25 protein-coding genes, 1 tRNA gene and 1 other RNA gene are annotated in these 22,435 nt (G+C 62.9%); 13 read left to right on the plus strand and 14 right to left on the minus strand.

Features of this window, described 5'->3' with window-relative positions; translation table 11 throughout:
* The first annotated feature begins 1 nt into the window (after position 1).
* Entirely contained in the window at positions 2–580 is a 579-nt protein-coding gene (locus FB466_RS01355; protein ID WP_141915239.1) for a hypothetical protein, read from the plus strand.
* Between the two features lie 78 nt (positions 581–658).
* On the opposite strand, the gene FB466_RS01360 is transcribed toward FB466_RS01355, so the two are convergent.
* A tRNA-Lys gene (locus FB466_RS01360) sits at positions 659–731 on the minus strand.
* Positions 732–880: 149 nt separating this feature from the next.
* On the minus strand, positions 881–1,039 hold the full coding sequence (locus tag FB466_RS13345; protein WP_170205974.1) for a hypothetical protein: 159 nt from the start codon (positions 1,037–1,039) through the stop codon (positions 881–883).
* Between the two features lie 121 nt (positions 1,040–1,160).
* Between FB466_RS13345 and FB466_RS01365 the strand changes: the two genes are divergently transcribed.
* Positions 1,161–1,949, plus strand: a complete 789-nt coding sequence (locus FB466_RS01365) for an inositol monophosphatase family protein (protein WP_141915241.1) — start codon at positions 1,161–1,163, stop codon at positions 1,947–1,949.
* 52 nt (positions 1,950–2,001) lie between these two features.
* Here FB466_RS01365 and FB466_RS01370 read toward each other — a convergent pair whose 3' ends face one another.
* Complete coding sequence (locus tag FB466_RS01370) at positions 2,002–3,477, minus strand: MFS transporter (RefSeq protein WP_141915243.1); 1,476 nt, start codon at positions 3,475–3,477, stop codon at positions 2,002–2,004.
* A gap of 12 nt (positions 3,478–3,489) precedes the next feature.
* Positions 3,490–3,972 carry a MarR family winged helix-turn-helix transcriptional regulator gene (locus FB466_RS01375; RefSeq protein ID WP_141915245.1) on the minus strand — a complete coding sequence of 161 codons (483 nt, stop codon included), beginning with the start codon at positions 3,970–3,972 and terminating at the stop codon, positions 3,490–3,492.
* 147 nt (positions 3,973–4,119) lie between these two features.
* On the opposite strand from FB466_RS01375, the gene FB466_RS01380 reads away from it, so the two are divergent.
* The 7 genes from FB466_RS01380 to FB466_RS01405 all read left to right on the plus strand — a co-directional run bounded on the left by FB466_RS01380 (position 4,120) and on the right by FB466_RS01405 (position 8,998).
* Positions 4,120–4,530 carry a hypothetical protein gene (locus tag FB466_RS01380; RefSeq protein WP_141915247.1) on the plus strand — a complete coding sequence of 137 codons (411 nt, stop codon included), beginning with the start codon at positions 4,120–4,122 and terminating at the stop codon, positions 4,528–4,530.
* Positions 4,531–4,728: 198 nt separating this feature from the next.
* Positions 4,729–5,100: a transfer-messenger RNA gene (gene ssrA, locus FB466_RS01385) on the plus strand.
* 136 nt (positions 5,101–5,236) lie between these two features.
* The gene (locus FB466_RS01390; protein ID WP_141915249.1) at positions 5,237–5,566 is read left to right on the plus strand and encodes a DUF1801 domain-containing protein; all 330 of its coding nucleotides are present in this window, start codon (positions 5,237–5,239) and stop codon (positions 5,564–5,566) included.
* A 157-nt stretch (positions 5,567–5,723) separates the two neighbouring features.
* Positions 5,724–5,876 carry a hypothetical protein gene (locus tag FB466_RS13350; protein ID WP_170205975.1) on the plus strand — a complete coding sequence of 51 codons (153 nt, stop codon included), beginning with the start codon at positions 5,724–5,726 and terminating at the stop codon, positions 5,874–5,876.
* A gap of 341 nt (positions 5,877–6,217) precedes the next feature.
* The gene (locus tag FB466_RS01395) at positions 6,218–7,327 is read left to right on the plus strand and encodes an NAD(P)-dependent alcohol dehydrogenase (RefSeq protein ID WP_141915250.1); all 1,110 of its coding nucleotides are present in this window, start codon (positions 6,218–6,220) and stop codon (positions 7,325–7,327) included.
* A gap of 649 nt (positions 7,328–7,976) precedes the next feature.
* Positions 7,977–8,579, plus strand: coding sequence for an antibiotic biosynthesis monooxygenase (locus FB466_RS01400; protein WP_141915252.1), 603 nt, complete (start codon positions 7,977–7,979; stop codon positions 8,577–8,579).
* A 62-nt stretch (positions 8,580–8,641) separates the two neighbouring features.
* Entirely contained in the window at positions 8,642–8,998 is a 357-nt protein-coding gene (locus FB466_RS01405) for a hypothetical protein (protein WP_141915253.1), read from the plus strand.
* Here the strand turns inward: FB466_RS01405 and FB466_RS01410 are convergent.
* Positions 8,973–9,908, minus strand: coding sequence for a PfkB family carbohydrate kinase (locus FB466_RS01410; protein WP_141915255.1), 936 nt, complete (start codon positions 9,906–9,908; stop codon positions 8,973–8,975). The genes FB466_RS01405 and FB466_RS01410 overlap by 26 nt on opposite strands.
* 136 nt (positions 9,909–10,044) lie before the next feature.
* Between FB466_RS01410 and FB466_RS01415 the strand changes: the two genes are divergently transcribed.
* Positions 10,045–10,317 carry a LapA family protein gene (locus FB466_RS01415; protein WP_141915256.1) on the plus strand — a complete coding sequence of 91 codons (273 nt, stop codon included), beginning with the start codon at positions 10,045–10,047 and terminating at the stop codon, positions 10,315–10,317.
* On the opposite strand, the gene smpB is transcribed toward FB466_RS01415, so the two are convergent.
* The 5 genes from smpB to FB466_RS01440 all read right to left on the minus strand — a co-directional run bounded on the left by smpB (position 10,318) and on the right by FB466_RS01440 (position 15,642).
* Positions 10,318–10,794, minus strand: coding sequence for an SsrA-binding protein SmpB (smpB, locus tag FB466_RS01420; RefSeq protein WP_141915258.1), 477 nt, complete (start codon positions 10,792–10,794; stop codon positions 10,318–10,320).
* A gap of 142 nt (positions 10,795–10,936) precedes the next feature.
* On the minus strand, positions 10,937–11,851 hold the full coding sequence (ftsX, locus tag FB466_RS01425; RefSeq protein ID WP_141915260.1) for a permease-like cell division protein FtsX: 915 nt from the start codon (positions 11,849–11,851) through the stop codon (positions 10,937–10,939).
* Positions 11,848–12,783 (minus strand): cell division ATP-binding protein FtsE, encoded by a 936-nt coding sequence (gene ftsE / locus FB466_RS01430; protein WP_246054488.1) that lies wholly within the window; start codon positions 12,781–12,783, stop codon positions 11,848–11,850. Before ftsE ends, ftsX begins: the two co-directional genes overlap by 4 nt.
* Positions 12,784–12,869: 86 nt before the next feature.
* Positions 12,870–13,985, minus strand: a complete 1,116-nt coding sequence (gene prfB, locus FB466_RS01435; protein ID WP_141915262.1) for a peptide chain release factor 2 — start codon at positions 13,983–13,985, stop codon at positions 12,870–12,872.
* 220 nt (positions 13,986–14,205) lie between these two features.
* Positions 14,206–15,642 (minus strand): gamma-aminobutyraldehyde dehydrogenase, encoded by a 1,437-nt coding sequence (locus FB466_RS01440; protein ID WP_141915263.1) that lies wholly within the window; start codon positions 15,640–15,642, stop codon positions 14,206–14,208.
* A gap of 122 nt (positions 15,643–15,764) precedes the next feature.
* Here FB466_RS01440 and FB466_RS01445 point away from each other — a divergent pair, with 122 nt between their 5' ends.
* A complete protein-coding gene (locus FB466_RS01445; protein WP_141915265.1) occupies positions 15,765–16,232 on the plus strand; it encodes an Lrp/AsnC family transcriptional regulator in 468 nt (155 codons plus the stop codon).
* Positions 16,233–16,235: 3 nt separating this feature from the next.
* Positions 16,236–17,621, plus strand: a complete 1,386-nt coding sequence (locus FB466_RS01450; RefSeq protein WP_141915266.1) for an aspartate aminotransferase family protein — start codon at positions 16,236–16,238, stop codon at positions 17,619–17,621.
* 214 nt (positions 17,622–17,835) lie between these two features.
* Here the strand turns inward: FB466_RS01450 and FB466_RS01455 are convergent, their stop codons facing one another.
* The 4 genes from FB466_RS01455 to FB466_RS01470 all read right to left on the minus strand — a co-directional run bounded on the left by FB466_RS01455 (position 17,836) and on the right by FB466_RS01470 (position 21,930).
* On the minus strand, positions 17,836–19,323 hold the full coding sequence (locus tag FB466_RS01455) for an NCS2 family permease (protein ID WP_141915268.1): 1,488 nt from the start codon (positions 19,321–19,323) through the stop codon (positions 17,836–17,838).
* Between the two features lie 111 nt (positions 19,324–19,434).
* On the minus strand, positions 19,435–19,704 hold the full coding sequence (gene rpsO / locus FB466_RS01460; protein WP_141915270.1) for a 30S ribosomal protein S15: 270 nt from the start codon (positions 19,702–19,704) through the stop codon (positions 19,435–19,437).
* 124 nt (positions 19,705–19,828) lie between these two features.
* Entirely contained in the window at positions 19,829–21,226 is a 1,398-nt protein-coding gene (locus FB466_RS01465) for an FtsX-like permease family protein (RefSeq protein WP_246054489.1), read from the minus strand.
* Positions 21,223–21,930 carry an ABC transporter ATP-binding protein gene (locus FB466_RS01470; protein ID WP_141915272.1) on the minus strand — a complete coding sequence of 236 codons (708 nt, stop codon included), beginning with the start codon at positions 21,928–21,930 and terminating at the stop codon, positions 21,223–21,225. The genes FB466_RS01465 and FB466_RS01470 overlap by 4 nt, the downstream gene beginning before the upstream one ends.
* Positions 21,931–22,037: 107 nt before the next feature.
* On the opposite strand from FB466_RS01470, the gene FB466_RS01475 reads away from it, so the two are divergent.
* A complete protein-coding gene (locus FB466_RS01475) occupies positions 22,038–22,433 on the plus strand; it encodes a DUF1304 domain-containing protein (RefSeq protein ID WP_141915273.1) in 396 nt (131 codons plus the stop codon).
* Positions 22,434–22,435: the final 2 nt, after the last annotated feature.

Here is a 22,435-nt window from a genome sequence, read left to right on the forward strand (position 1 = left end):
TATGCCGATCCGGCCCGCAAGACCAGGGGTTATTCTGCAGCCAACCCGCGAACCCGGAACCACGGGGCCTGCCGGGCAATCGGGCATCTCCTCAGCGGAGCCAGCGGGCAACACCGGCAGCGACCCCGCTGCCGACGCCCTGGCCGCGGCCGCTCGCGACTCAACCGCAGCACCAGCCCCAAACACCAACTCGACCTCCGCGGCAGCCGTCGTTCCCGACTCGGTCAGCTTCGCCATACCGCCCGGACTCGTCTCGAGATACCGGATGACAACCGTGACGGCCAACGCTGCCGGTGGTTGGGAGGTTTCGCTCACCGACACCCCCGCCCTCTCGATCACTTCGTCCACGGATGCGTTTTCTTTCGCCGTCACGTCGCCAGCGGGAGCGACGGTTGAGCTGGCCGAGAACCGCGGGCTCTACTCGCACCACCTCATGCCGACGCGCGGCACCGACACCCTGCGGCTGACTGCCAACGGGTCCGGGCTGTCCTCAGACACGGCGTTCACGCTCGCCGCGCGGTACACGAGCCCTGACGGCACCCGGGTAGGTGCCGCGGTAACGTCCGACTACCTGCCGTAGGCCTCGCTGACGGAGGCATCTGCGGCGGCATAGAATAACGAAAGCCCCCTGCCTGGCGAGAGGCAGAAGGCTAACGAGTGCACCCCCCGGGACTTGAACCCGGAACCCACTGATTAAGAGTCAGTTGCTCTGCCGATTGAGCTAGAGGTGCGTGGCCGCTGAGCAGCAGAACCAAGAATTGATCCTAACAGTTCTTTAGGGCGAGCGCAAAACGGGGCGGGCAGCGACCACAGTCCGTCTGAGCCCGTGACCAGAATGGGACACCCCGGAACAGGTTAGATGCGGTACACAAACAGGCGGCTAGAGCAGCGAGAAGAGCGCGGAGCCTGACACCAGAACGGTCAGGCCCAGAAACACGCCTCCGGCCAGTCGAGCAAAGCCCAGCAACCGTGATCGGGAGCCACCGACACCCCGACCGTCCATCTCGCCCCGTCTCGTCACCACCGAAAAGTTCGTCATACCGAAACTATAACTCCTTACACGCGTTAATGCACGCATACCCGAACAAAAATTATTTTTATGGGCCCGCTACCGGATGCCGACGCGCGAAGTATTGGGGTGCCGCAGCTAAGCTGTCAGGGTGACTGCACCCACCCTCGCCGACGACCTCGCCCTCGCCCGCGAACTGGCCGCTCGTGCCGACGCCCTCTCCCTCGCCCGCTACCGGGCAGCTGACCTGGTGGTCACCACCAAACCCGACAGCACCAACGTGACCGACGCGGACCGGGCTGTCGAGCAGGCCATTCGGGCCCGGTTACAACAGGAGCGCCCCGAGGACAGCATTCTCGGCGAGGAATTCGGAATCGAGGGAGCGAGCCCCCGCCAGTGGATCATCGACCCGATTGACGGCACCGCCAACTACATGCGGGGCATACCCGGCTGGGCCACCCTCATCTCGCTCGAAATCGACGGCATCGCCCAGGTCGGCGTGGTCTCTGCCCCCGCGGCCCAGAAACGTTGGTGGGCTGCCCGCGGCGCGGGTGCCTGGCTGAGCGACAACGGTGGCGAGCCCCGCCCCCTCCGGGTATCCGGCGTGAGCAGGCTCACGGATGCCTGGCTCAGCTTCCAGAGCCTCGGCCAGTGGGACGACGCGGGCTACCTGGATACGCTCACCGCGTTGAGCCGTAGCGTGTGGCGAGACCGCGCATTTGGTGACTCCTGGGGGTACATGCTTCTCGCCGAGGGCGTGATTGACATCGTCGGAGAATTCGACGTCAAACCCTACGACCTCTCGGCCGTTATCACCATTGTCGAGGAGGCCGGTGGCCGTTTCACCGGCATCGACGGCACCCCGGGCAGCCACTGCGGCAACTCCCTCGCCACCAACGGCCTCCTCCACCAGCAGGCACTCGACATTCTCGCCCGCTAACCGCGTGGGTGTCGAGACCACTCCCCGCACCACACCCCGCAACATCACCGCGCTACAACGCCATCGCGGCCGCGCGTTTGCGACGCCCTCGCATATCGAGCAACGCCACCACACACGCCAGGATGAAAAACCCGATCACAACCATAAATCCATGCAGAAAGGCGTCCCGATACACACCCGTATCGTCGGCTCCGGCCGAACCCACCGTCTCGCGGTAGATCGTCGCGAAAAAAAGCGAGCTGGCCGCAGCCGTACCGATTGCGGTACTCACACGCTGCACGAGCTGACCGATTGAGCCGGCCAGACCACCATCCGTCACAGGAATCTCGGCGAGAGTGAGCGTCTGGTTGGGCGCAAGCACGCCCCCGGCACCAAACCCGGCCACCGCGAGCGCCGCGGCCATGAGCCACGGGGCATATTCACGGGGCGCATAGTACCCGGCAACCAGCACCCCCATGAAGCCCACCACCACGATCAGGAGGCCGAGCACCACAAGGGGACGCCCCCATCGGCTCACGAGACGACCGCTCCACCACGCGGTGCCCGCCGAGCAGAGCGCAAACGAGATACTCACCAGCCCGGCCGCGACGGGTGCGAGGCCCAGGCCCGTCTGTAGGTACAGGGTGGAAAGGAGGAAGGCCGCGGGCATCCCGGCAAAGTAGGCACCGCCCACCAGGATGCCGTTGCGGTAGGAGGGGATTCGGAACAGCAGAAAGTTAATGAGCGGCGTGCGGCCTCGGGCCGCATACCGCCGTTCCCAGAGCACAAAGCAGAGCGCGGCAGCAGCAGCGAGGGCCAACCACCCCCAGCGGGCGGGCGAATCATCCGCCGACCCGGTGGTGAGCACAAACGGCAGCATGAGCGAAAATACCGTGACCCCCAGCAGGAGCACCCCCACCGGGTCCAGATACACCGGGCCCACCCGGTTGGATGGAGTGCGGGGCAGAACAAACCAGGCACCGATGAGGGCTGCAACGCCGAGCGGGACGTTCATCCAGAACAGTAGCCGCCAGCCGTCAGGCTCGCCGCCCACACCGATCAGCAGACCACCGACGGTGGGGCCGAGAGCGGTCGAGAGGCCAATCGTGGCACCGAACACACCGAACGCACGCCCGCGCTCCTCCCCCTGAAAAAGCTCCTGGATCATCCCGATCACCTGGGGAGTCTGAATGCCTGCGGCAACACCCTGGATAATCCGGAACAGCACGAGAAAGTGCACCGAGGGTGCGCTGGCGCACAGCATACTCGCGGTCACGAAGGTAATGAGTCCGGCAATGAACATGGTCCGGCGCGAGAAGAGGTCCCCGAGCCGCCCCGCGGGAACCAGCACAAGGCCAAGAGCGAGGGCGTAGCCTGCGACGATGAGTTGGATATCCGTGGGGCCCGCACCGAGCGCGCGCTCAATTGAGGGGATACCCACGTTGACCTTACTCAGATCAAGAATGGTGAGAGCCGACACGCTCGTAGCCACGGCAAACGCCTGCCATCGTCGTCGATTGGCGTGGGCGGCCGCGGAGGGATGTGTCATGGGGAGGGGCGGTTACTCCTGATTCGAGATAACCCGGCGGTCCGGGTCGATGGATTCGAGCAGGGGCTGGAGCAGGTCATTGAGCTGCTCCACCTGTTCGCTCGCAAGCGGGTCAAAGATGATCTCACGCACTGATTCAACGTGGCCGGGGGCCGTCGCTACGATCTTCGCCCAGCCCTCGGGAGTCAGGCTGGCGATGGTGGCGCGGCCGTCACTGGGGCACGCGGACCGGGTCACCCACCCCTGCTTCTCCAGGCGGGTGACCACATGGGAGAGTCGAGAGAGGGACGAGTTACTGTGGAAGGCCAGGTTGCTCATGAGCAGAGAACGGTCGGGGGCCTCGGACAGCATCGCGAGCACATGATACTCAAACAGGCTGAGCCCTGCGTCCCGCTTGAGCTGCGGTTCGACGGCACCGGCCATGAGCGTCGCAATGGCATTGAGCTTCAACCACAGCTCGCGTTCTGTGGGGTTCAACCATCTCGGCACGGTCATGAATCCTATGCTACGCCTATTAGTTGACGCTTCAAATCATTTATTTTCGGCTAGCATCACAATTACTCACTTCCATACTCCGTCACATCCCTTCCGTCGCCGTCCCGCAGGCAGTAGCGTAATGAGCAGACACTCAATGGAGGCCGCATGATGCCCGCAAAAACCAATGCCGAAAGATTGCTCATCAAGCCGGGGGACCGCGTGTGGATAATGGGGTCGGGTGCCGATCTGCACACACTCGTTGAACCGCTCCCCCTGGACGCCCGGGCCACGACCAGCCCCAGCACCGGGGCCTCGGTGGCGATCACGTTTCTGCGGGACACCGGCGACCTACCCGGTGGGCTTGACGGGCATCTGAATGCACTCGCCCACGTCGATGCGGTCTGGATCGGTTTTCCGCTGGGCGAGGATACCGAGATCACCGAAGATCTCCTCAACCAGCACCTCTGGCAGCGGGGCTGGCGCACAATTGACCGGGTATCCCTCAGCGGCGCGTGGGCCGCACTGCGCGCCCGCCGACAGACCGTCCAGGAGCTCGCCGCGACGGGTGCGGAATGAGCGCATCCTGACCAGTTCCACGAGTTCCCTCAACCCGGTGGACCTGCCGGACGAGCGGGCCAGGCTTCTCTCTTCGTTTGTATTTCTACACAGAAAACGGTAGCCTTGAGGGCTACGTGCGGTCTACGCACGGGGTAATAATTCAATAGCGTGTGATGTGACCCAACGCTTGGCCTCCGTTCGCGGCGGCCACCCTCAGGGGCTGATCGGTTTCGACGTTGCCTGCGAAACTGTGAGAAGCGGGTCGAGGATGCACAGTTATCTCGTTAACGATCTGTGCAAAACAATAGGTGCCAATTCTAAGCGCACCGACTTCGCTCTCGCCGCCTAAGGCCGAGTAGCAAGTCCGTCAGACCGGGTATGCTTCCGCCCCGTGCTCTGGCGTCGATTAGGGAGCTTGCTGATAAGCCGCGTTTCAGGACTTATCGGGACTTAAACTGGGACTGGGCCCGTCGATCTAGGTGCTTGTGACAAAGATCGGGGCCGAGTAGAACGATTTCACAAGATACACCCGTAGAAGGCACAGAATCACAGCAGCGGACCCGGGTTCAATTCCCGGCAGCTCCACTCGGAGGCACATCACACGCCCACAGGATCGGTTACCCCGCGAGGTAGCCGATCCTTTTTTATGGGTCGCATTCCGCCCGCTGGGCAATTCGCTGAACTACACTTCTGCTAAACCTCACGTCGGCGAAAGGACACCCCCATGAGCACCCTGGACGACTATATCGCTGCACTCGACCCCGCCCAGCAGGAGATTTCGGTTGCCCTGCGCTCACTCCTCGACTCGGCGCTCCCCGAGGCGGCGGGACAGTTATGGCATGCACATCCCGTCTGGCTCCTCGCGAGGGCACCCGTCGCCGGGTTCAAGGCCTACCCGCGCTACGTCACGTTCATGATCTGGAACGCCTCGCCCATCGTCGATACGAGTGGTACTCTCGTGCCCGGCCCGCGGATGGCGACGGCCCGGTTCACCTCGATCAGCGATATTGACGAGAAGTCCATACGGAATTGGCTCGCGCAGAGCGCCGCATAACGGCTGCCGCGTACAGCCAAGGGGTGCGATATCTCTCAGTACACCGCACCCTGGTATGACACGGTTGGTCCCGGAGGATGATTCGCTACCGGGGAGACCTCGCGAGGATTGACTCATTCGCCTCGGGCTTGGCCCGATCAACACGAGGAGTCCCCCCATGAATGACGAAACAACCACCACCGACAGTAGCAGCGCCCTGATGAGCGACAACGAGCTCATCTACGTCGTCCTCTCCTCCGGCCTCTACCTGTACGGCACCCGCACAATATCGCTCGGCGACAGCCTCAGCCTCAGCCTCAGCCTGCGATAACGGAAGAAAGCCCCACCCGGCTTCGTGCACAGAATGCGGGCTCGCGACCAGAGAAGTGCGCTACGATTTCCCAGGTTTTATCTGAGCCCCGAACAGCGAGACAATCGGGTCCACCATCCGCGTGGCCGCCAACAACGTGACTCGTTTCGATGCGGCTACCCCTCCCCTGCCACCGCCGAGCTGGCACTCATGAGCGGGAGCTTCAGCTCAAAAACGGCTCCGCCCGCTCGTGTCGCCCCAGCCCCGGCCTCGCGGCGGGTCTAGCATAAGTGGATGACGCCCGGGCGCTCGCTCACCGCCGAGCCGAGCATCCCGGACCCCCACTGCAAAGGAGCACCCCCGTGTCACACACCATTCAAGCCGCCGTCCTACACGATCACCACCAACCGTTTGTGATTGAGGATGTCCAGCTAGAGGATCCCCGCCCCGACGAGGTTCTCGTCAAAATCGTCGCCGCGGGCGTTTGCCACACCGACCTCGGCGTGCGGGCCGGCCACATCCCCTTCCCCCTGCCCGGCGTGCTCGGCCATGAGGGTGCCGGAATTGTGGAGCGAGTGGGCAGTAGCGTGACCTCGGTGAAACCGGGCGACCAGGTGCTGCTCTCATTCACCAGTTGTGGTGAGTGCCGCAACTGCACCACCGGGCACCCCGCCTACTGCGTCACATTCTTGCCGCGTAATCTGTTGGGCGGCCGCCGCACCGACGGCAGCACGGCAATCACCCAGAACGGTGCCGAGCTCAACAGCCACTTCTTCGCCCAGTCCTCATTTGCCACGTTTGTGCTCGCCGATGAGCGCGGGGTCACCCGGGTGAGCGACACCGCCGATCTGAGCCTGCTCGCCCCGCTGGGCTGCGGCATCCAGACGGGGGCGGGAGCCGTGCTCAATATTCTTCAACCGGAGGCCGGCTCCAGCATCGTGGTGTTCGGGGCCGGAGCGGTCGGGCTCTCAGCGGTCATGGCTGCGCGCCTCACGGGGGCCACCGAGATCATTGCGGTTGACCTCGTGGAGTCCCGGCTTGACCTAGCCCGTGAGGTGGGGGCCACCCGCGTAATTAACTCGCGCGACATCGATATCGTGCAGACGCTGCTCGACCTCACCGACGGTATCGGTGTCAACTACGCGCTTGATACAACCGGCAACGTCGGCGTGTTGCGTTCGGCCATCATGGCGCTCGCCCCCCTCGGCACGGCCGGGTCAATCGGCGCACCGCCCGCGGGGTCCACCGTGGATGTCGATGTCATGTTCCTGCTCAACGGCCGTTCCCTCGTGGGCATTACCGAGGGCGACTCCACTCCGCAGCTCTTTCTCCCCGCGCTCGTGAAACTGATCGAGCAGGGTCGCTTCCCACTCGACAAGCTCATACGCACATTCGAGTTCGCTCAGATCAATGAGGCAGCAGACGCGATCGTGGACGGCTCGGTACTCAAACCGGTACTACTGTTTTCGTAGCGCGCTTCCGTTCGTGTCTCCACCGGCAGTGCAACACACGCACCACAGATCCGACGCAAAAAAACTTTCCAGAATTTTCCCACTCCGGCGTCATGATCGGGGTGAAGTGACTCTCTCTACTTATGGGGCCTGGTTCTCACCGGCCCCCACCACGCCATAACAATCGAGAGATCAGAAACAATGCGCAGTATCCCACCCGCACTTCGAGCATCCTTTACCGTGGATGAACTTATGCAGTTCCTCCAGGAATGCTGGTGGGCCATCCTGTTGGTCGGCGTTCTCTACCTCGCTTTTTGGGCGTTTAAGAACGGCATCTTCCAGAGCAAAAAAATCCACCGGAACTCCCACCCCGGATCACGACAACCCCGTCTCGCCGGAGCAGAGCGAAGCCGCGTCTACCCCCGCTTCGAACACAGACCCCCAGTATCGGGACTGACGCGGGAAGGGTCCGGGGCTAGCGGCTGGGTAGAGCCGTGATGGTGTTGCTCGTCCCTGCGGCACCACGCGCACTGTAGCGCCTACCACCGCCCTGATGTCATACGGCATCAGGGTGAGTCTGCCGCCCCACGGTCCCCCGTCTCTCCCCTGTGCGAGGGGGAGAGACGGGGCTTTTTCACCGACCACTCGCAACCGATGGCATCATGGACGGATGAGCCACGAGCCCGTTACCGTTTCTATCGTCCGCACCGTTCTACCCGAACACATCGATACCGTCACCCGCTGGGTCCAGGCCGGCGTCAATAAGGCCAACAAATATCCCGGATTTCTCGGGTCTGGCTGGATTCGCCTGCACAACGACTCCCACCAGTGGCTGATGCTCTATCGCTTCTCCGACCGCGATACCCTGCACGCATGGGATGACTCCACGGAACGCCTCGACTGGCTGGAGGAGGGGCACGGGATGATCCTCGACACCCGAGTGCAGAAACGTACCGGAATCGAGGGCTGGTTTGACGAGCCCGTGCCGGATGTCTCCCCCGAGGCTACCGGCCCTATCCCCGTGGTGGCCCCCGCCCCACCGCGGTGGAAGCAGGCCGCGAGCATCTGGCTGGGATTCTTCCCCGTCAACCTGGCCTTCACGCTTCTCGTGACGGCCTGGCTGCCCGGCTGGAACGATCTGCCCACCGCCCTCAAGGTGCTCATCACCACGAGCGTTCTCACCCCACTCATGGCGTACTGGGTGCTCCCGTGGGTCACCACCCGGTTACGGGGTTGGCTGCATTCACCCACCACGGGTGACGCACCGAACTAGCAGAACTCCGTACGGTCCCGCCAGATTGGCCCGGGCCGAAGAAAAGCCCTACCCTGATGGGTATGGATATTCTGCACACGATCTTTCTCATCCTGCACTTCATCGGTATCGGTTCCCTACTCGGCGGCTTCATAGTGCAGCTCAAGCAGCTCAAGTCCCACACCGCTGTTGTCAACATGGCCATGTTCCACGGCTCGCTTACCATGCTGGTGTCCGGTCTGGCCCTGCTCACAATCAACGAGATGGACCCCGCCGCCACGGTTGATCATATGAAAATCGGTGTCAAGCTGCTGGCGCTGGTCGTCATCGTGGTCTTGGTCATGATGAACCGTAAGAAGAGCACACCCCCGGCCTGGGTAGTGCCCACCATCGGCGGACTCACGACGCTCAACATCATCCTCGCGGTCGCCTGGCAGTAGTAGTCTCTGCCACCCCAACGGAGCCCACCTCGGTAGCGAAACGCAGCATTGCGCCGGGGTGGCGCACCGTGGCGGCGGCAATCCCCATCGCCCGATCCAGCAGGGTGCCCCACTCCGCATCCGTCTCGGGCCACCGGTGCAGGATACCTGCGGCCACAGCCGCAAACGTCGCGTCCCCGGCCCCCATCGTATCCACAACGGGCCCGTGCAGTGGAGCCACCTCCCGGTGCACGCTCACCCCGGCGCTTGTGTAGACCGAGGCACCGGCGGCACCGGCGGTAGCCAGAACGGCCCCCACCCCCGCGTCGAGCAGTCGCTGCACCACGTCGTCGAGGGGACGCCCGTAGAGCAACTCTGCGTCGTCCTCACCCACCTTGACCAGTGCGCTCATCCCGGCCACCCGTTCCCAGCCCGCGACGAAGGCCGCCCGGTCGCGCAGCATCCCGGAGCGGGGATTGGCGTCCAGCAGCAAACGGCTCTCCGGATGGGTGATGGCCGCCACCAGCCGATCCGTCTCCTCCGCATCGTCAAGGGGAAACCCACTCACGAGCACGGCCGGTGCCACCGCGAGGGCGTGCACCTCCCGCTCGTACAACCGCAGGTGCCGGTTGCGTGCCGCCTCATTGAACGTGTAGGTGGGCTCACCGCCCACCCGCGTTGAGACGGCGCGGGAGGTTCCCAACGGGCTCGGGCTTGCCAGCAGGCTGACCCCGTGGTGGGAGAGAAATAAACGCAGCGCATCACCGTCGGCGTCCTGACCCACCGCGGCGATGAGCGAGGCAGGCACACCAAGCCGGGACAGACCCACCGCAACGTTCAGGGCGGCACCACCGGGAACGCTCGTCGTCTCCCGCTCCGTCACCAGCTCGTCAATGAGCGCGTCCCCCACCACAACCACACGATTGATCACGGGCACACTCTAACCCCACCTCGCACCGAAATAAAACCCCTACCGGTGCGGGAGCAGCCTCGCTAGCATGGGGTAACGCAGCGATGCGATGCGACCGTCGGCCACGCCGTGCGATCGCCAACATGAGGGGGACATCATGACACACTCAACACACACCGGCACCGCGGGCGCGGGATCGGGCACCTCTCCACTGCTCACCTGGCTCGGCCGACGCTGGCTCGGCATCCTCATCGCCCTGGCGATCATCATCGTGATTGTGCAGAACATCGGCGTGGTGCAGGCCGTACCCGTCACGGTGTTCTGGATGAGCTTCGCCCTGCCACTGTGGATTGTCCTCGCGATCTTCGGTGCGGCCGGTCTGATTACCGGGCTCGTGCTGGCCCGCAACCGGGCCCGCCGCCGCGGCTAGCTACTCGCCCAGGCGGTTGCGCATGGCCATAGCGCGTGACGCTTCACGCTTATCCTGACGCTCGCGCAACGTCTGCCGCTTGTCGTACTCTTTCTTACCCTTCGCGAGGGCCAGCTCCACCTTGGCCTTACCGTCGTTGAAGTATAGTTTGAGCGGTATGAGCGTGTAGCCACCCTCGCGGGTCTTGTGCCACAGCTTGGTAATCTCCTGCTTGTGCAGCAGCAGCTTACGCGTGCGGCGTGTGGCGTGATTCGTCCAGGTGCCGTTAAAGTATTCGGGAATGTGCACGTTATCGAGCCATACCTCGCCGTTCTCAATGAAGGCGTAGCCGTCAACAAGCGAGGCCCGACCCTGCCGGAGGGACTTCACCTCGGTACCGCGCAGCACCATACCCGCCTCAACGGTGTCCTCAATCAGGAAGTCGTGCCGGGCCTTCCGGTTGGTGGCCACAACCTTTTCGCCGCGTTCCTTGGGCATCGTTCACTCTCCTGGGTGTATGGGGGCCGAGGGCCCGAGCCAGACCCCAGAACGGGGCAGCCTTACAGCATAGCAGCAGCGACGGGGATGCCCGGACCCGTCAGAAACGGCCAACCCCGGGCATCCCCGTCATCGGTGAAAACTAGACCCGCAGATACCGGGTAATGGCAACCTTAGCGGCAAACCCAGACAGCACCACGCCCAGCACAATGAGGATGGGTGGCACCACGAGCGATTGGGCCGTCGTGATATAAGACGTAAACGGCACGTTGACCGCGAGGAAGCCCTGCACAAAGAACTTGACAATCGCCACCGTGGCCGCGCTCGCGAGCACCGCCCCCACCAGGGCCGCGATAATGCCCTCCAGGATAAACGGCGTCTGAATGAACCTGTTCGAGGCCCCCACCAGGCGCATGATCCCAATCTCGCGTCGCCGCGAGAACGCGGAGAGTCGGATGGTGGTGGAGATCAATAAGACCGCGGCGATCAGCATGAGGCCGGCAATAGACAGGGCGGTATAGCTGGCCGCGTTCAGCACCGTGAAGATGCGGTCAAGCAAACTGCGCTGATCGGTGACGCTCTGCACACCGGCCACACCGGCAAAGGTCTCCTTAATCACGTCGGCCTGAGACGGGTCTTTGAGTTTGATCCAGAAGGTTTGGTTAAGCTGCTCGGGCTTCGCAAAATCCACGACGGGGTTACCCGCAAACTGCTCGGTGAAGTTCTTGTAGGCCGCATCGTGGTCCTCGAAGAAAAAGTCGTCGATAAATGGTGCGAGCGTATCCGACTCAAGCTGGGTCTTTATCCCGTCGATCTGCTCCGGGGTGGCGTCGGTGCCGTCACAGGTATCCGAGCTGTCAAATCCTGTACACATGTAAATGGAGACCTGGGCGCGGTCGTACCAGAACGACTTCATCTGAGTAATCTGCAATTGCAACACGATCGCCGTGCCCACAAATGTGAGCGACACAAACGTGACCAGGATCACCGAGATCACCATAGACAGGTTACGGCGCAGACCCTGGCCTACCTCGCTCAGAACCAGTGCATACCTCATCGAACCGGCCCCACATCCTGCTGATCGTCGTTGTCCGCGTCATCGTCACGCAGCCCCAACCGTCGGGCGATACCCGCGGTGTCGTTGAGCACGCTGATCTCGGGCTCCAGGCCCAGTTCAAACGCCTCGTGGGTACCCGAGGAGACCTCGGCCTGGATCGCCTCGTCGAGTGACTCTGGGACGTCCTGGGCCGCAGCAGCCGCCGCGGCCGCCGCATTGGCCGCCTCACGGATGATCGGGAGCGCCGCCGTAATACCGTAGCCGCCGTGCTGTTCATCGCGCACAATCTGGCCCTCGGCCAGTTCAATCACACGCTGCTGCATTTCGTTGACAAAACCGGCCTCGTGGGTGGCCATAACCACGGTGGTACCGCCCGCATTGATATTCTGCAGCAGGGTCATAATGCCCAAGCTCGTGTTGGGGTCAAGGTTACCGGTGGGTTCGTCAGCGAGCAGGATGGCCGGTTTATTCACGATGGCGCGGGCAATCGCCACGCGCTGCTGCTCACCACCCGACAGCTCGGTGGGCATCCGCTTGGCTTTGTTGGTCAAGCCGACCATCTCCAGGGTGTCGGTCACGGCCTCCTGGATAAATCCGCGGGACTTACCAATCACCTGGAGACTGAACGCCACGTTGTCGTAGACGGTTTTGTTACCGAGCAGGCGGAAATCTTGGAAAACCACGCCGAGATTACGGCGAAAGTAGGGAACCTTGCGGTTGGAGATCGAGCTGAGATCCTGCCCCAGCACATTGATAGTGCCCGAGGTCACGCGCTCCTCGCGCAGGATCAACTGCAGGCAACTGGACTTACCAGAGCCCGAGGCACCCACCAGGAAGACAAACTCTCCACGCTTGACGCGGATATTGATGTCCGACAGCGCGGGCTTTGCCGTACCGGGGTATTTTTTGGAGACGTTATCAAACCAAATCATGTCGTCACGAGCCTAAGCACCCCACTCCGCTTTGACCTGGCGACGCGCGGGAGTTTGGCAAGACAACGCGGTCCACCCTTTTCCAGCTACTCGGTGCGCGCCGCTTTGAGTGAGCGCCAGCGGATACCGGCCGAGATGAACTCGTCCAGGTCGCCATCAAACACGGCCTGCGGGTTGTTTACCTCGTACTCTGTGCGCAGGTCTTTCACCATTTGGTAGGGTGCCAGCACGTAGCTGCGCATCTGATCCCCCCAGCTGGCCGTAATGTTACCCGCGAGTTCCTTCTTCTTCGCGTTCTCCTCCTCGCGCTGCTGAATCAGCAACCGCGATTGGAGCACCCGGAACGCCGCAGCCCGGTTCTGGATCTGGCTTTTCTCGTTCTGGCAGCTCACCACAATTCCGGTGGGCAGGTGGGTGAGGCGCACCGCAGAGTCGGTGGTGTTGACCGACTGACCGCCGGGGCCGGAGGAACGGAAGACATCCACCCGGATATCGTTCTCCGGAATCTCGATGCTCTCGGCCTGCGCGATCAATGGCACCACCTCCACCGCGGCGAAACTCGTCTGACGTTTACCCGCGGAGTTGAAGGGGCTCATTCGCACAAGGCGATGCGTGCCTGCCTCCACCGACAGCGTGCCAAATGCGTAGGGTGCGTCGATCTCGATTGTGGCCGATTTGATACCGGCCTCCTCGGCGTAGCTCGTGTCCATCACCGTGGCGGGATATTTATGCTGCTCGGCCCAGCGCAGGTACATCCGCAGCAGCATCTCGGCGAAGTCGGCGGCGTCTACCCCGCCGGCCCCCGCGCGAATCGTGATAACAGCAGGGTTGGGGTCATACTCGCCGCTCAGCAGCGTCTGCACCTCAAGCTCACCGATCACCTTCTCGATAGCGAGAATCTCCTGCTTGGCTTCCTCGGCTGAGGCCTCGTCGCCCTCGGCGTTGGCCAACTCGACCAGCACTTCCAGATCGTCGAGGCGATCTTCCACCGCACGAATCTTCTTCAGCTCCGTCTGGCGGTGACTCAGGTTGCTCGTGATCTGCTGAGCCTTTTCGGTGTTATCCCAGAGGTCAGGCACGGAGGCTTGGCTCTCGAGGTCGGCCACCTCAGCCACCAGCCGGGTGACATCGACGACGGCGGTGATGTTGGCAAACGTGGACCGCAAGGCGGTGATGTGCGCAGAGAGATCAAGATCTAGCATGGTGTGACATAGCTTACCCGGAGCGGCAGCAACGGCCTCCCTCGGGGACCTAGGCCCTCAACCGCTACCTGCGGCGCAGATAAACAGTTCCGCGCAATTCCGAGTTGTGGCCAGACGGCGATGCGGCGGAAAATCGCGTCGTCAGATACAGCGGGGTGCATCATAAAAAGAGGCGAGGGAGCAGCCCCCCGCCACTCCCTCGCGCGTCTCAGTATAAAGGCTATTCGCCGATAAAGCTCATCACGTGTTTAATTCTCGTATAGTCCTCGAAGCCATACATAGACAGGTCCTTGCCGTAGCCCGAGTGCTTAAATCCGCCGTGCGGCATCTCGGCGACGAGCGGGATATGGGTGTTAATCCATACGCACCCAAAGTCGAGGCGCTTCGCACAACGCTGGGCGCGACCGTGGTCCTTGGTCCAGACCGAGGAGGCGAGACCGTATTGCACGCCGTTGGCCCAGGTCAGCGCCTGCGACTCGCTCGAAAACTTCTGCACCGTAATCACCGGACCGAAGATCTCCTGCTGCACGATATCGTCATCCTGCCGCAGACCCGAGACCACGGTGGCCTCGTAGAAGTAACCGCGGTCACCCTGGCGCGAACCGCCCAGCTCCAGGGTGGCGTGGCTCGGCAGGTTACCCACGATGCTGCTCACCCGATCCAGCTGGCCCGCGTTATTGAGGGCACCGTAGAGGATGCCGTCATCCATCGGCGCACCCGTCTGAGCGTTGTCCCGGGCATAGGCCACAAGGGCGGCGACAAAGTCGTCGTGGATATTCTCGTGTACGAGCACCCGGGTCGCCGCAGTGCAATCCTGCCCGGCGTTAAAGTAGCCGGCGACGGCAATTCCGGCGACGGCTGCCGGGATATCCGCATCGTCGAACACGATCACGGGGGCTTTACCTCCCAGCTCCAGGTGCAGACGCTTGAGGTCGCGCGACCCCGCCTGGGCCACCTCCATCCCGGCGCGCACGGAACCGGTAATCGAGATCAACTGGGGCGTGGGATGGTCCACCATCGCCGACCCCGTCGTGCGGTCTCCCACCACCACGTTGAGCACGCCCGGCGGCAGGAACTCGGCGGCAACCTCGGCGAGCAGTAGGGTGGATAGCGGGGTGGTGTCGCTCGGTTTGAGCACCGTGGTGTTGCCCGCGGCGATGGCCGGGGCAAACTTCCACACGGCCATATTCAGCGGGTAGTTCCACGGAGTAACCTGGCCCACCACACCGATAGGCTCACGCCGAATTACCGAGGTGTGGTCGGCCATGTACTCACCGGCGCTGCGTCCCTCAAGGATGCGCGCGGCACCCGCAAAAAACCGAATCTGATCGATTGAGAGGTTAATCTCGTCCTCGACCAGACTGGGGCGGGGCTTGCCGGTGTCGTGCGACTCGACATCCGCAAATTCCTCGGCGCGGGCCTCCATGGCATCCGCAATGCGCAGCAGGGCCAGCTGGCGCTCGGCAGGGGTGCTCTCACCCCAGGAATCGAATGCCCGGTCAGCGGCGGTGAAAGCCGCATCCACGTCACCCTCATTGGAGATCGGAGAGGTGGCAATCACCCGCTCGGTTGCGGGGTCATAAACGGGGAAACTGTCGGTGGACCGTGACGAAACAAACTCGCCATTGATGAAATTTTCTAGTACACGCTCACTCATGCCCACCATACTAGGGGTGACTCCCCGAATTGGCCAGCAACACTGGGGGAAATCATCACGAATCTGGAGCTCTCGCAACGGATTCAATTGCAGAAGAGGCAATTTAGTGCGAGAATCGCAGGATGAGCGCCAAAAATAAACCCTTCCCCCTGGATGAGCTCTCCAAAAAGATTGTGGAGCAACTTCAGGACGATGGGCGGCGTTCGTACGCTGAGATCGGCAAAGCCGTCGGGCTCAGCGAGGCCGCAGTTCGGCAGCGTGTGCAAAAGCTCACGGATGCCGGAGTGATGCAGATTGTTGCCGTCACCGACCCCATGCAGTTGGGCTTTCATCGCCAAGCGATGATCGGCATCCGCGTCATCGGCGACACACGAATCGTGGCCGACCGTCTTGCACAGATCTCCGCAGTGGACTACCTCGTCCTCACCGCGGGATCATTCGACATCATCGTAGAAGTCGTGTGCGAGAGCGACTCCGACCTGATTGACCTGCTCAACAGCCAGATCCGTCAGCTACCGGGAGTGGCATCCACCGAAACCTTTGTGTTTCTAGAACTCCGCAAGCAACTCTATAACTGGGGAACTCGATAAACCATGTCCTACAACCCATCAGCACCCAGCGATAACGCGTCGCTCCAAAAGAAGGCCCAAGACCACCTCTGGATGCACTTCTCGCGTCAGTCCACCGTCGCCAACGGCGTGCCCATCATCACCAAGGGTGAGGGCCACCATATCTGGGACATCAATGGCAAAAAGTACTTTGACGGTCTCGCCGGTCTGTTTGTGGTGAACGCGGGGCACGGTCGCCAGCGCCTCGCCGATGCCGCCGCGCGCCAGGCAAAAGAACTCGCCTTCATGCCCATCTGGTCCTACGCCCACCCGGCTGCAATCGAGCTGGCCGACCGCCTGGCCGACTACGCACCGGGCGACCTCAACAAGGTCTTCTTCTCCACCGGCGGCGGCGAGGCGGTAGAAACAGCCTTCAAGCTGGCCAAACACTACTGGAAGCTCCAGGGCAAGCCCGGCAAATACAAGGTCATCTCCCGCCAGGTGGCCTACCACGGCACACCGCAGGGCGCTCTGACAATCACGGGCATCCCGGCTATTAAAGAGATGTTTGAGCCGCTCGTACCCGGCGGCTTCCGCGTGCCCAACACCAACTTCTACCGCGCCCCGGAGCACGGTGATAACCTCGCAGATTTTGGCCAGTGGGCCGCCAACCGCATCGAGGATATGATCCTGGCGGAGGGCCCGGACACGGTCGCCGCGGTATTCCTGGAGCCGGTACAGAACAGCGGCGGCTGCTTCCCACCACCCCCCGGATACTTTAAGCGAGTGCGCGAAATCTGTGACCAGTACGACGTTCTGCTCGTGAGCGATGAGGTCATCTGCGCGTTTGGCCGCATCGGTGAGATGTTCGCCTGCAACGCCTACGGCTACGTGCCCGACATGATTACCTGCGCCAAGGGGATGACGAGCGGATACTCGCCCCTGGGTGCCACGATCATCAGTGACAAGATTTACGAGCCCTTCTCGACGGGCGAGACCACCTTTTACCACGGGTACACCTTTGGCGGGCATCCGGTCTCGGCAGCCGTTGCGCTCGAAAACCTCGACATCTTCGAGGAGGAGAAGCTCAACGAGCGAGTGCGTGAGAACTCGCCGCTCTTCCGGGCCGAGCTGGAGAAGCTGCGTGACCTGCCCATCGTGGGCGATGTGCGCGGCGACGGCTACTTCTTTGGCATTGAACTGGTGAAAGACAAGGCCACGAAGGAGACTTTCAACGACGAGGAGGCCGAGCGTCTGCTCCGCGGATTCCTCTCGAAGGCGCTCTACGACGCGGGTCTGTACTGCCGTGCCGATGACCGTGGCGACCCCGTGGTTCAGCTTGCCCCGCCGCTCACCATCGGCCCGAGCGAGTTTGTCGAGATCGAGCAGATCCTCCGCGGCGTACTCACCGAGGCCTGGACCAAACTATAAACTCTCACCACCTCGCTGATGACGGGCGGGCATCCCCACACGGGGTGCCCGCCCGTCGCGCTCCAGGCAACCAGGGTGACTTTTTTCCTCCGGGTAGAGAAACTTTTTCGGTCTGGAGGAGAAAACTCACCCGGCAACAACGCCAAACACGGTGACAGCAGCCAGGGCGGTGAGCCGAGACGATCAAGGAACCCCCGCGCACGGGAGGCAGCACCTACTGGATCAGCGCCTCAATCGGCCCACGCGCGAAGTACAGCAGGAATCCGGCCGCAACCACCCAGAGCAGCGGGCTCACGTTCTTACCGCGCCCCGACATGGAGTGGATGAGTACCCAGCTAATGAAACCCACGCCGATGCCGTTAGCGATTGAGTAGGTGAGGGGCATCACGATAATGGTGAGGAAAGCGGGCAGTGCGATGGCAAAATCACTGAAATCAATATCCCGAATCTGCACCACCATAAGCGCACCCACCACAACGAGAGCGGCCGCGGCGGCCTCAAGCGGCACGGCCTGCGTGAGCGGCGTGAAAAACATGGCGGCCAGGAAGAGCAGACCGGTGAAAACGCTCGCAAGCCCGGTACGGGCCCCCTCGCCCACACCCGCCGCCGAGTCCACAAAGATCGTGTTGGAGGATACCGACCCGGCCCCACCCGCAACCGCACCGATCCCCTCGATCACGAGCGCCGACTTGAGGCGCGGAAAGTTGCCGTTTTCATCCGCCAACCCCGCAGCCTTGCTCAGCCCCGTGAGCGTGCCCATCGCGTCAAAAAAGTTCGTGAACACCAGTGTGAACACGAGCATACAGGCGGCAAGCGCGCCAATGCGCTCAAACGCACCAAAGTTGAACTGGCCGAGCAGACCCAAATCCGGCACGGCAATCAGCTGCGAGGGGATCTCCGGCACGTTAAGGTTCCAGCCACCCTCATTCGTGAAGCTAGGGCCCAGATGCCAGATCGCCTCCACCGCGATTGCCAGGACGGTGGTGCCGAGGATACCGATCAGTAGCGCACCACGCACCCGACGAGCCGTGAGCACGCCCATCAGAATCAGCCCGACCACAAAAACGAGCGTGGGGGCCGTGGCAATTGAGCCGGCCTCCCCCAGTTGCACGGGCGGCGACGCGCTGCCGCTGGAACGAACAAAGCCCGAGTTGACAAACCCGATAAACGCGATGAAGAGACCAATCCCCACGGTAATCGCGGTTTTCAACTGGGGCGGCACTGCGTTAAAGATCAGCGTGCGCAAGCCGGTGCTGGCGAGCAGCACGATGATAATGCCGTTAATCACCACGAGTCCCATCGCCTCGGCCCAGGTCACCTGGCCCACCACACTCACCGCGAGGAACGAGTTAATGCCCAGACCGGCCGCAAGACCGTAGGGCAGGTTGGCAACAAGGCCAAAGACGATGGTGAGGACGCCCGCAGTGAGAGAGGTCGCAGCCCCCACCTGGCTCGCATTGAGCCAGCCGCCCGTCACATCGAGTGTGGCTGCCTCCGCGCTGAACCCGCCCAGGATGAGGGGGTTCAGCACCACGATGTAGGCCATAGTGACGAAGGTCACGAGCCCACCACGGATTTCGCGGCCTACGGTCGAACCGCGCTCCGAGATATGAAAGAAGCGGTCCACGCTAGCGCGCCACGGGGCGTTAGCGGGTGAGGGGGCAACGGGCGAGGGCGAGCTTTTCTCAGTCACTGTACCCATAATAGTGGCGACGGGCGGGCGACAGACAGAAACGGGATGTACCGTTCCACCGCAATAAAAAACTGGCCCCACACGGCAAACCGTGCAGGACCAGTCATCAAGAAGTTCGTGTTATCGACGCAGCCCCAGACGCTCAATGAGCGTACGGTAGCGGGCAATGTCAACATCGCGCAGGTAACCAACCAGACGACGGCGCTGACCAACGAGCAGCATCAGACCACGACGTGAGTGGTGGTCGTGCTTGTGCTCCTTCAGGTGCTCCGTCAGGTCGAGGATGCGACGCGTCAGCATCGCCACCTGAACCTCGGGGGAACCCGTGTCACCGGGGTGGGTTGCGTACTCTTCGATGATCGCCTTCTTGACAGATGCTTCAAGTGCCATAGTGGGGATCCCCTCTCGTTCGTTGCGCGGCGCTGGTGGCAGGATACCCCAGCTCTCTTTATCCGCGGCCGTTAAACGGCAACCGGCCAATAATAGCAGACTGGCCCCGGGATAACTGCACAGACTATTCCGCGGCCCCCACCACCGCCCGCACGATGGGCTCGGTCGCCCACACACCTAGCCATACAAAGCCAACTCCCCCGACCAGGCTGAGCGCAATCGTGAGCACGCTCAGCGGCGCGAGCACGACCGCAAGACCGACGAGCGGGAAGACGAGCACACCGGCCACCAGCACCGAGACAATAACCGTCCAGCGGAGCGGGGCAAGCACAGCCCGGCGGCGAGCCCGCGAGACCATCAGGTCGGGCATACCGAGCAGGTGGAGACTTCGGTACAGATCGGCACGATCATACACCGCCGCGGCCTGGCCCACCCCCACCGAGCAGGCCACCATGAGAAACGACATCGCAATGGTCAGAACGATTCCCGTGCTCATATCGCTGAAGAGCACCCGGCTGGGCTCGTCCAAGTCTCCGTTGGGCACCTGGCTAATCAGCCCCAGGCCACTACCGGCAACCACCGCCACAAAACAGGTGACGGCCACACCGCCCACCTGCCGCCAGGTGGCCGCGGGCGATTCGAGTACCTGGCGCAGGGCAATTAGCCGCTCCGGAGTCTTGACCCGCTTCACCTGGGAACGCGCAATAGCGGCGATGACGAGTGGCCCGAGCAGGTTGAGCACACCGATACCGGCGGCAAACCCACCGATAAAGGTCACTCTCATCACCAGCAACGACGTGCCCGCCTGCATCACCTGCAACGCACCAACCGCGAGCAGGATGACCGCACCGGCGACCACAAAATGCCAACGACGGAGCGGCGGGGCGTCACGACGCATCCGCACCCCCAGCGGGGAGATCACCACCCGGCGCACACTCAGCACGGCGCTGAGCGCGGCGAGCGCGGTCATCCCGGCCACCACCCCCACGATGACGAGCGGTGACAGCATCAGGGCGGCCGCACCAATCGGGGCACCACCAAACGAGAGAAGTCCCACGAGCGGCAGGCCCACACCGTAGAGGAGAGTGCCGAGCAGCGCACCCCCGAAGGCGATCATCGCCGACTCCATGACGGTCATGGCGGAAACCGTGCCGCTCGTCGCCCCGAGCAGTCGCAGGGTGGCGAGTCGGTCGTCGCGGCGGTGGGCCGAGAGCCGGGCTGCAGCCGCGCCCAGGCTGAGCAGCGGGATCACCAGAATGGCCCCGGCCAGACCCGCAACCGTCGGGTAGATATCCAACTCGTGACCCTCCCAGCCCAGGAACATGATGACACCGGCGAGCACGGTAAGGGTGAGCGCGGTCGCGGCGGCAAAAGCCACGAGAGGCAGGATGAGCACCGCACGCGAGCCGGAGCCGCCCGGTCGGGGCCGGGAGAGGTGGGCCACCAGGAGTAAGGGCAGGCCCCACCGAGAACCGGCGGCAGGCCGGGGTGGGGCATCCAGGGGAAGGGTCGGGGTTCTCATGCGTGGGGTCCGCCCACCAGTCGGCCGTCACACAGTCTCAGCACCCGGTGGCAGCGAGCAGCAACGGCCTCATCGTGGGTCACCACCACCAGGGCACCACCCCGGTCAATGGTGGAGTCGAGGAGCACCGTCATCACCTCATCGGAGGTCGTGGAGTCGAGCGCGCCGGTTGGTTCATCGGCGAAGACCACGTCGGGCGCATTGACCTGGGCACGGGCGATGGCCACACGCTGGGCTTGGCCACCCGAAAGCTGTCCGATGCGTCGATCTTCGAGCCCACCCAACCCGAGGGCGGCGAGCCAGTGTGCAGCATGCTGCTGCGCCGCCGTCCGGGAGATACCGGCCACCATGAGCGGCAACGCCGCGTTCTCCACGGCCGTCAGTTCGGGGAGAAGAAGCCCCTGCTGGAAAACGAAACCGAAACGCTCCCGCCGAAGCCGTGAGCGTTCGCCGTCGCCCAGGTCGCTCACCGTGACCACGGGCAGACTCGCCGCCGCGCCGATCGGTGGGGCGAGCCGCACGGTGCCGCTGGTGGGCTGGGTAATACCGGCCAGGCAGTGCAGCAGGGTGGTTTTCCCCGAACCGGACGTCCCCATCATCGCCACCGCCTCACCGCGGCTGATCCGCACGCTCACCCCGCTGAGAGCGTGCGTGTGGCCAAAACTCTGTGTCACGTTGATCGCGTCAATAACTACTGTGTGCATGGGCCCAGTCCACGGCATAGACCGACCCTCGCGTATCCGTTTGATGTACCACGGACCGCATAAAAGTAATACTTGGGTACAATTCTGGCAACGACTAGGCTCAGACCATGATCGTACTCATCACCGTTTCGGCGACCCTGGCGGCGGCCCTGCACATCCTCATTTTCTATATGGAGAGCATTGCCTGGACCAAGCCCAGCGTGTGGAAAAGGTTCGGGATTGCCACCCAGGAAGAGGCCGAGACCACCTCAAAAATAGCCTTCAATCAGGGATTCTATAATCTTTTCCTGGCCATTGGCGCGCTACTCGGTGTGATCCTCTACGGCAGTGGCGTCACGGGAGCAGGGCTGGCACTCGCACTCTTCTCCGTGGGCAGTATGCTTGCCGCGTCGGTCGTGCTCGTTGCGACGGGTAAAAAGTACATCAGGGCCGCGGCCATACAGGGCACCTTTCCTCTCATCACGGTTGTGCTGCTGCTCCTCAACCTCAGCGGAACGTTCTAGCC

Source organism: Klugiella xanthotipulae (assembly GCF_006716695.1).
GTDB classification, from domain to species: Bacteria; Actinomycetota; Actinomycetes; order Actinomycetales; family Microbacteriaceae; genus Klugiella; species Klugiella xanthotipulae.

Excerpts from the sequence above, each read along its gene's own strand:
- FB466_RS01355 (WP_141915239.1), top strand. The coding sequence starts at position 2 with ATGCCGATCCGGCCCGCAAGACCAGGGGTTATTCTGCAGCCAACCCGC.
- FB466_RS13345 (WP_170205974.1), bottom strand. The coding sequence starts at position 1,039 with ATGACGAACTTTTCGGTGGTGACGAGACGGGGCGAGATGGACGGTCGG.
- FB466_RS01370 (WP_141915243.1), bottom strand. The coding sequence starts at position 3,477 with ATGACACATCCCTCCGCGGCCGCCCACGCCAATCGACGACGATGGCAG.
- FB466_RS01375 (WP_141915245.1), bottom strand. The coding sequence starts at position 3,972 with ATGACCGTGCCGAGATGGTTGAACCCCACAGAACGCGAGCTGTGGTTG.
- FB466_RS01380 (WP_141915247.1), top strand. The coding sequence starts at position 4,120 with ATGATGCCCGCAAAAACCAATGCCGAAAGATTGCTCATCAAGCCGGGG.
- FB466_RS01390 (WP_141915249.1), top strand. The coding sequence starts at position 5,237 with ATGAGCACCCTGGACGACTATATCGCTGCACTCGACCCCGCCCAGCAG.
- FB466_RS13350 (WP_170205975.1), top strand. The coding sequence starts at position 5,724 with ATGAATGACGAAACAACCACCACCGACAGTAGCAGCGCCCTGATGAGC.
- FB466_RS01400 (WP_141915252.1), top strand. The coding sequence starts at position 7,977 with ATGAGCCACGAGCCCGTTACCGTTTCTATCGTCCGCACCGTTCTACCC.
- FB466_RS01405 (WP_141915253.1), top strand. The coding sequence starts at position 8,642 with ATGGATATTCTGCACACGATCTTTCTCATCCTGCACTTCATCGGTATC.
- FB466_RS01415 (WP_141915256.1), top strand. The coding sequence starts at position 10,045 with ATGACACACTCAACACACACCGGCACCGCGGGCGCGGGATCGGGCACC.
- smpB (WP_141915258.1), bottom strand. The coding sequence starts at position 10,794 with ATGCCCAAGGAACGCGGCGAAAAGGTTGTGGCCACCAACCGGAAGGCC.
- ftsX (WP_141915260.1), bottom strand. The coding sequence starts at position 11,851 with ATGAGGTATGCACTGGTTCTGAGCGAGGTAGGCCAGGGTCTGCGCCGT.
- ftsE (WP_246054488.1), bottom strand. The coding sequence starts at position 12,783 with ATGATTTGGTTTGATAACGTCTCCAAAAAATACCCCGGTACGGCAAAG.
- prfB (WP_141915262.1), bottom strand. The coding sequence starts at position 13,985 with ATGCTAGATCTTGATCTCTCTGCGCACATCACCGCCTTGCGGTCCACG.
- FB466_RS01440 (WP_141915263.1), bottom strand. The coding sequence starts at position 15,642 with ATGAGTGAGCGTGTACTAGAAAATTTCATCAATGGCGAGTTTGTTTCG.
- FB466_RS01445 (WP_141915265.1), top strand. The coding sequence starts at position 15,765 with ATGAGCGCCAAAAATAAACCCTTCCCCCTGGATGAGCTCTCCAAAAAG.
- FB466_RS01450 (WP_141915266.1), top strand. The coding sequence starts at position 16,236 with ATGTCCTACAACCCATCAGCACCCAGCGATAACGCGTCGCTCCAAAAG.
- FB466_RS01455 (WP_141915268.1), bottom strand. The coding sequence starts at position 19,323 with ATGGGTACAGTGACTGAGAAAAGCTCGCCCTCGCCCGTTGCCCCCTCA.
- rpsO (WP_141915270.1), bottom strand. The coding sequence starts at position 19,704 with ATGGCACTTGAAGCATCTGTCAAGAAGGCGATCATCGAAGAGTACGCA.
- FB466_RS01465 (WP_246054489.1), bottom strand. The coding sequence starts at position 21,226 with ATGAGAACCCCGACCCTTCCCCTGGATGCCCCACCCCGGCCTGCCGCC.
- FB466_RS01470 (WP_141915272.1), bottom strand. The coding sequence starts at position 21,930 with ATGCACACAGTAGTTATTGACGCGATCAACGTGACACAGAGTTTTGGC.
- FB466_RS01475 (WP_141915273.1), top strand. The coding sequence starts at position 22,038 with ATGATCGTACTCATCACCGTTTCGGCGACCCTGGCGGCGGCCCTGCAC.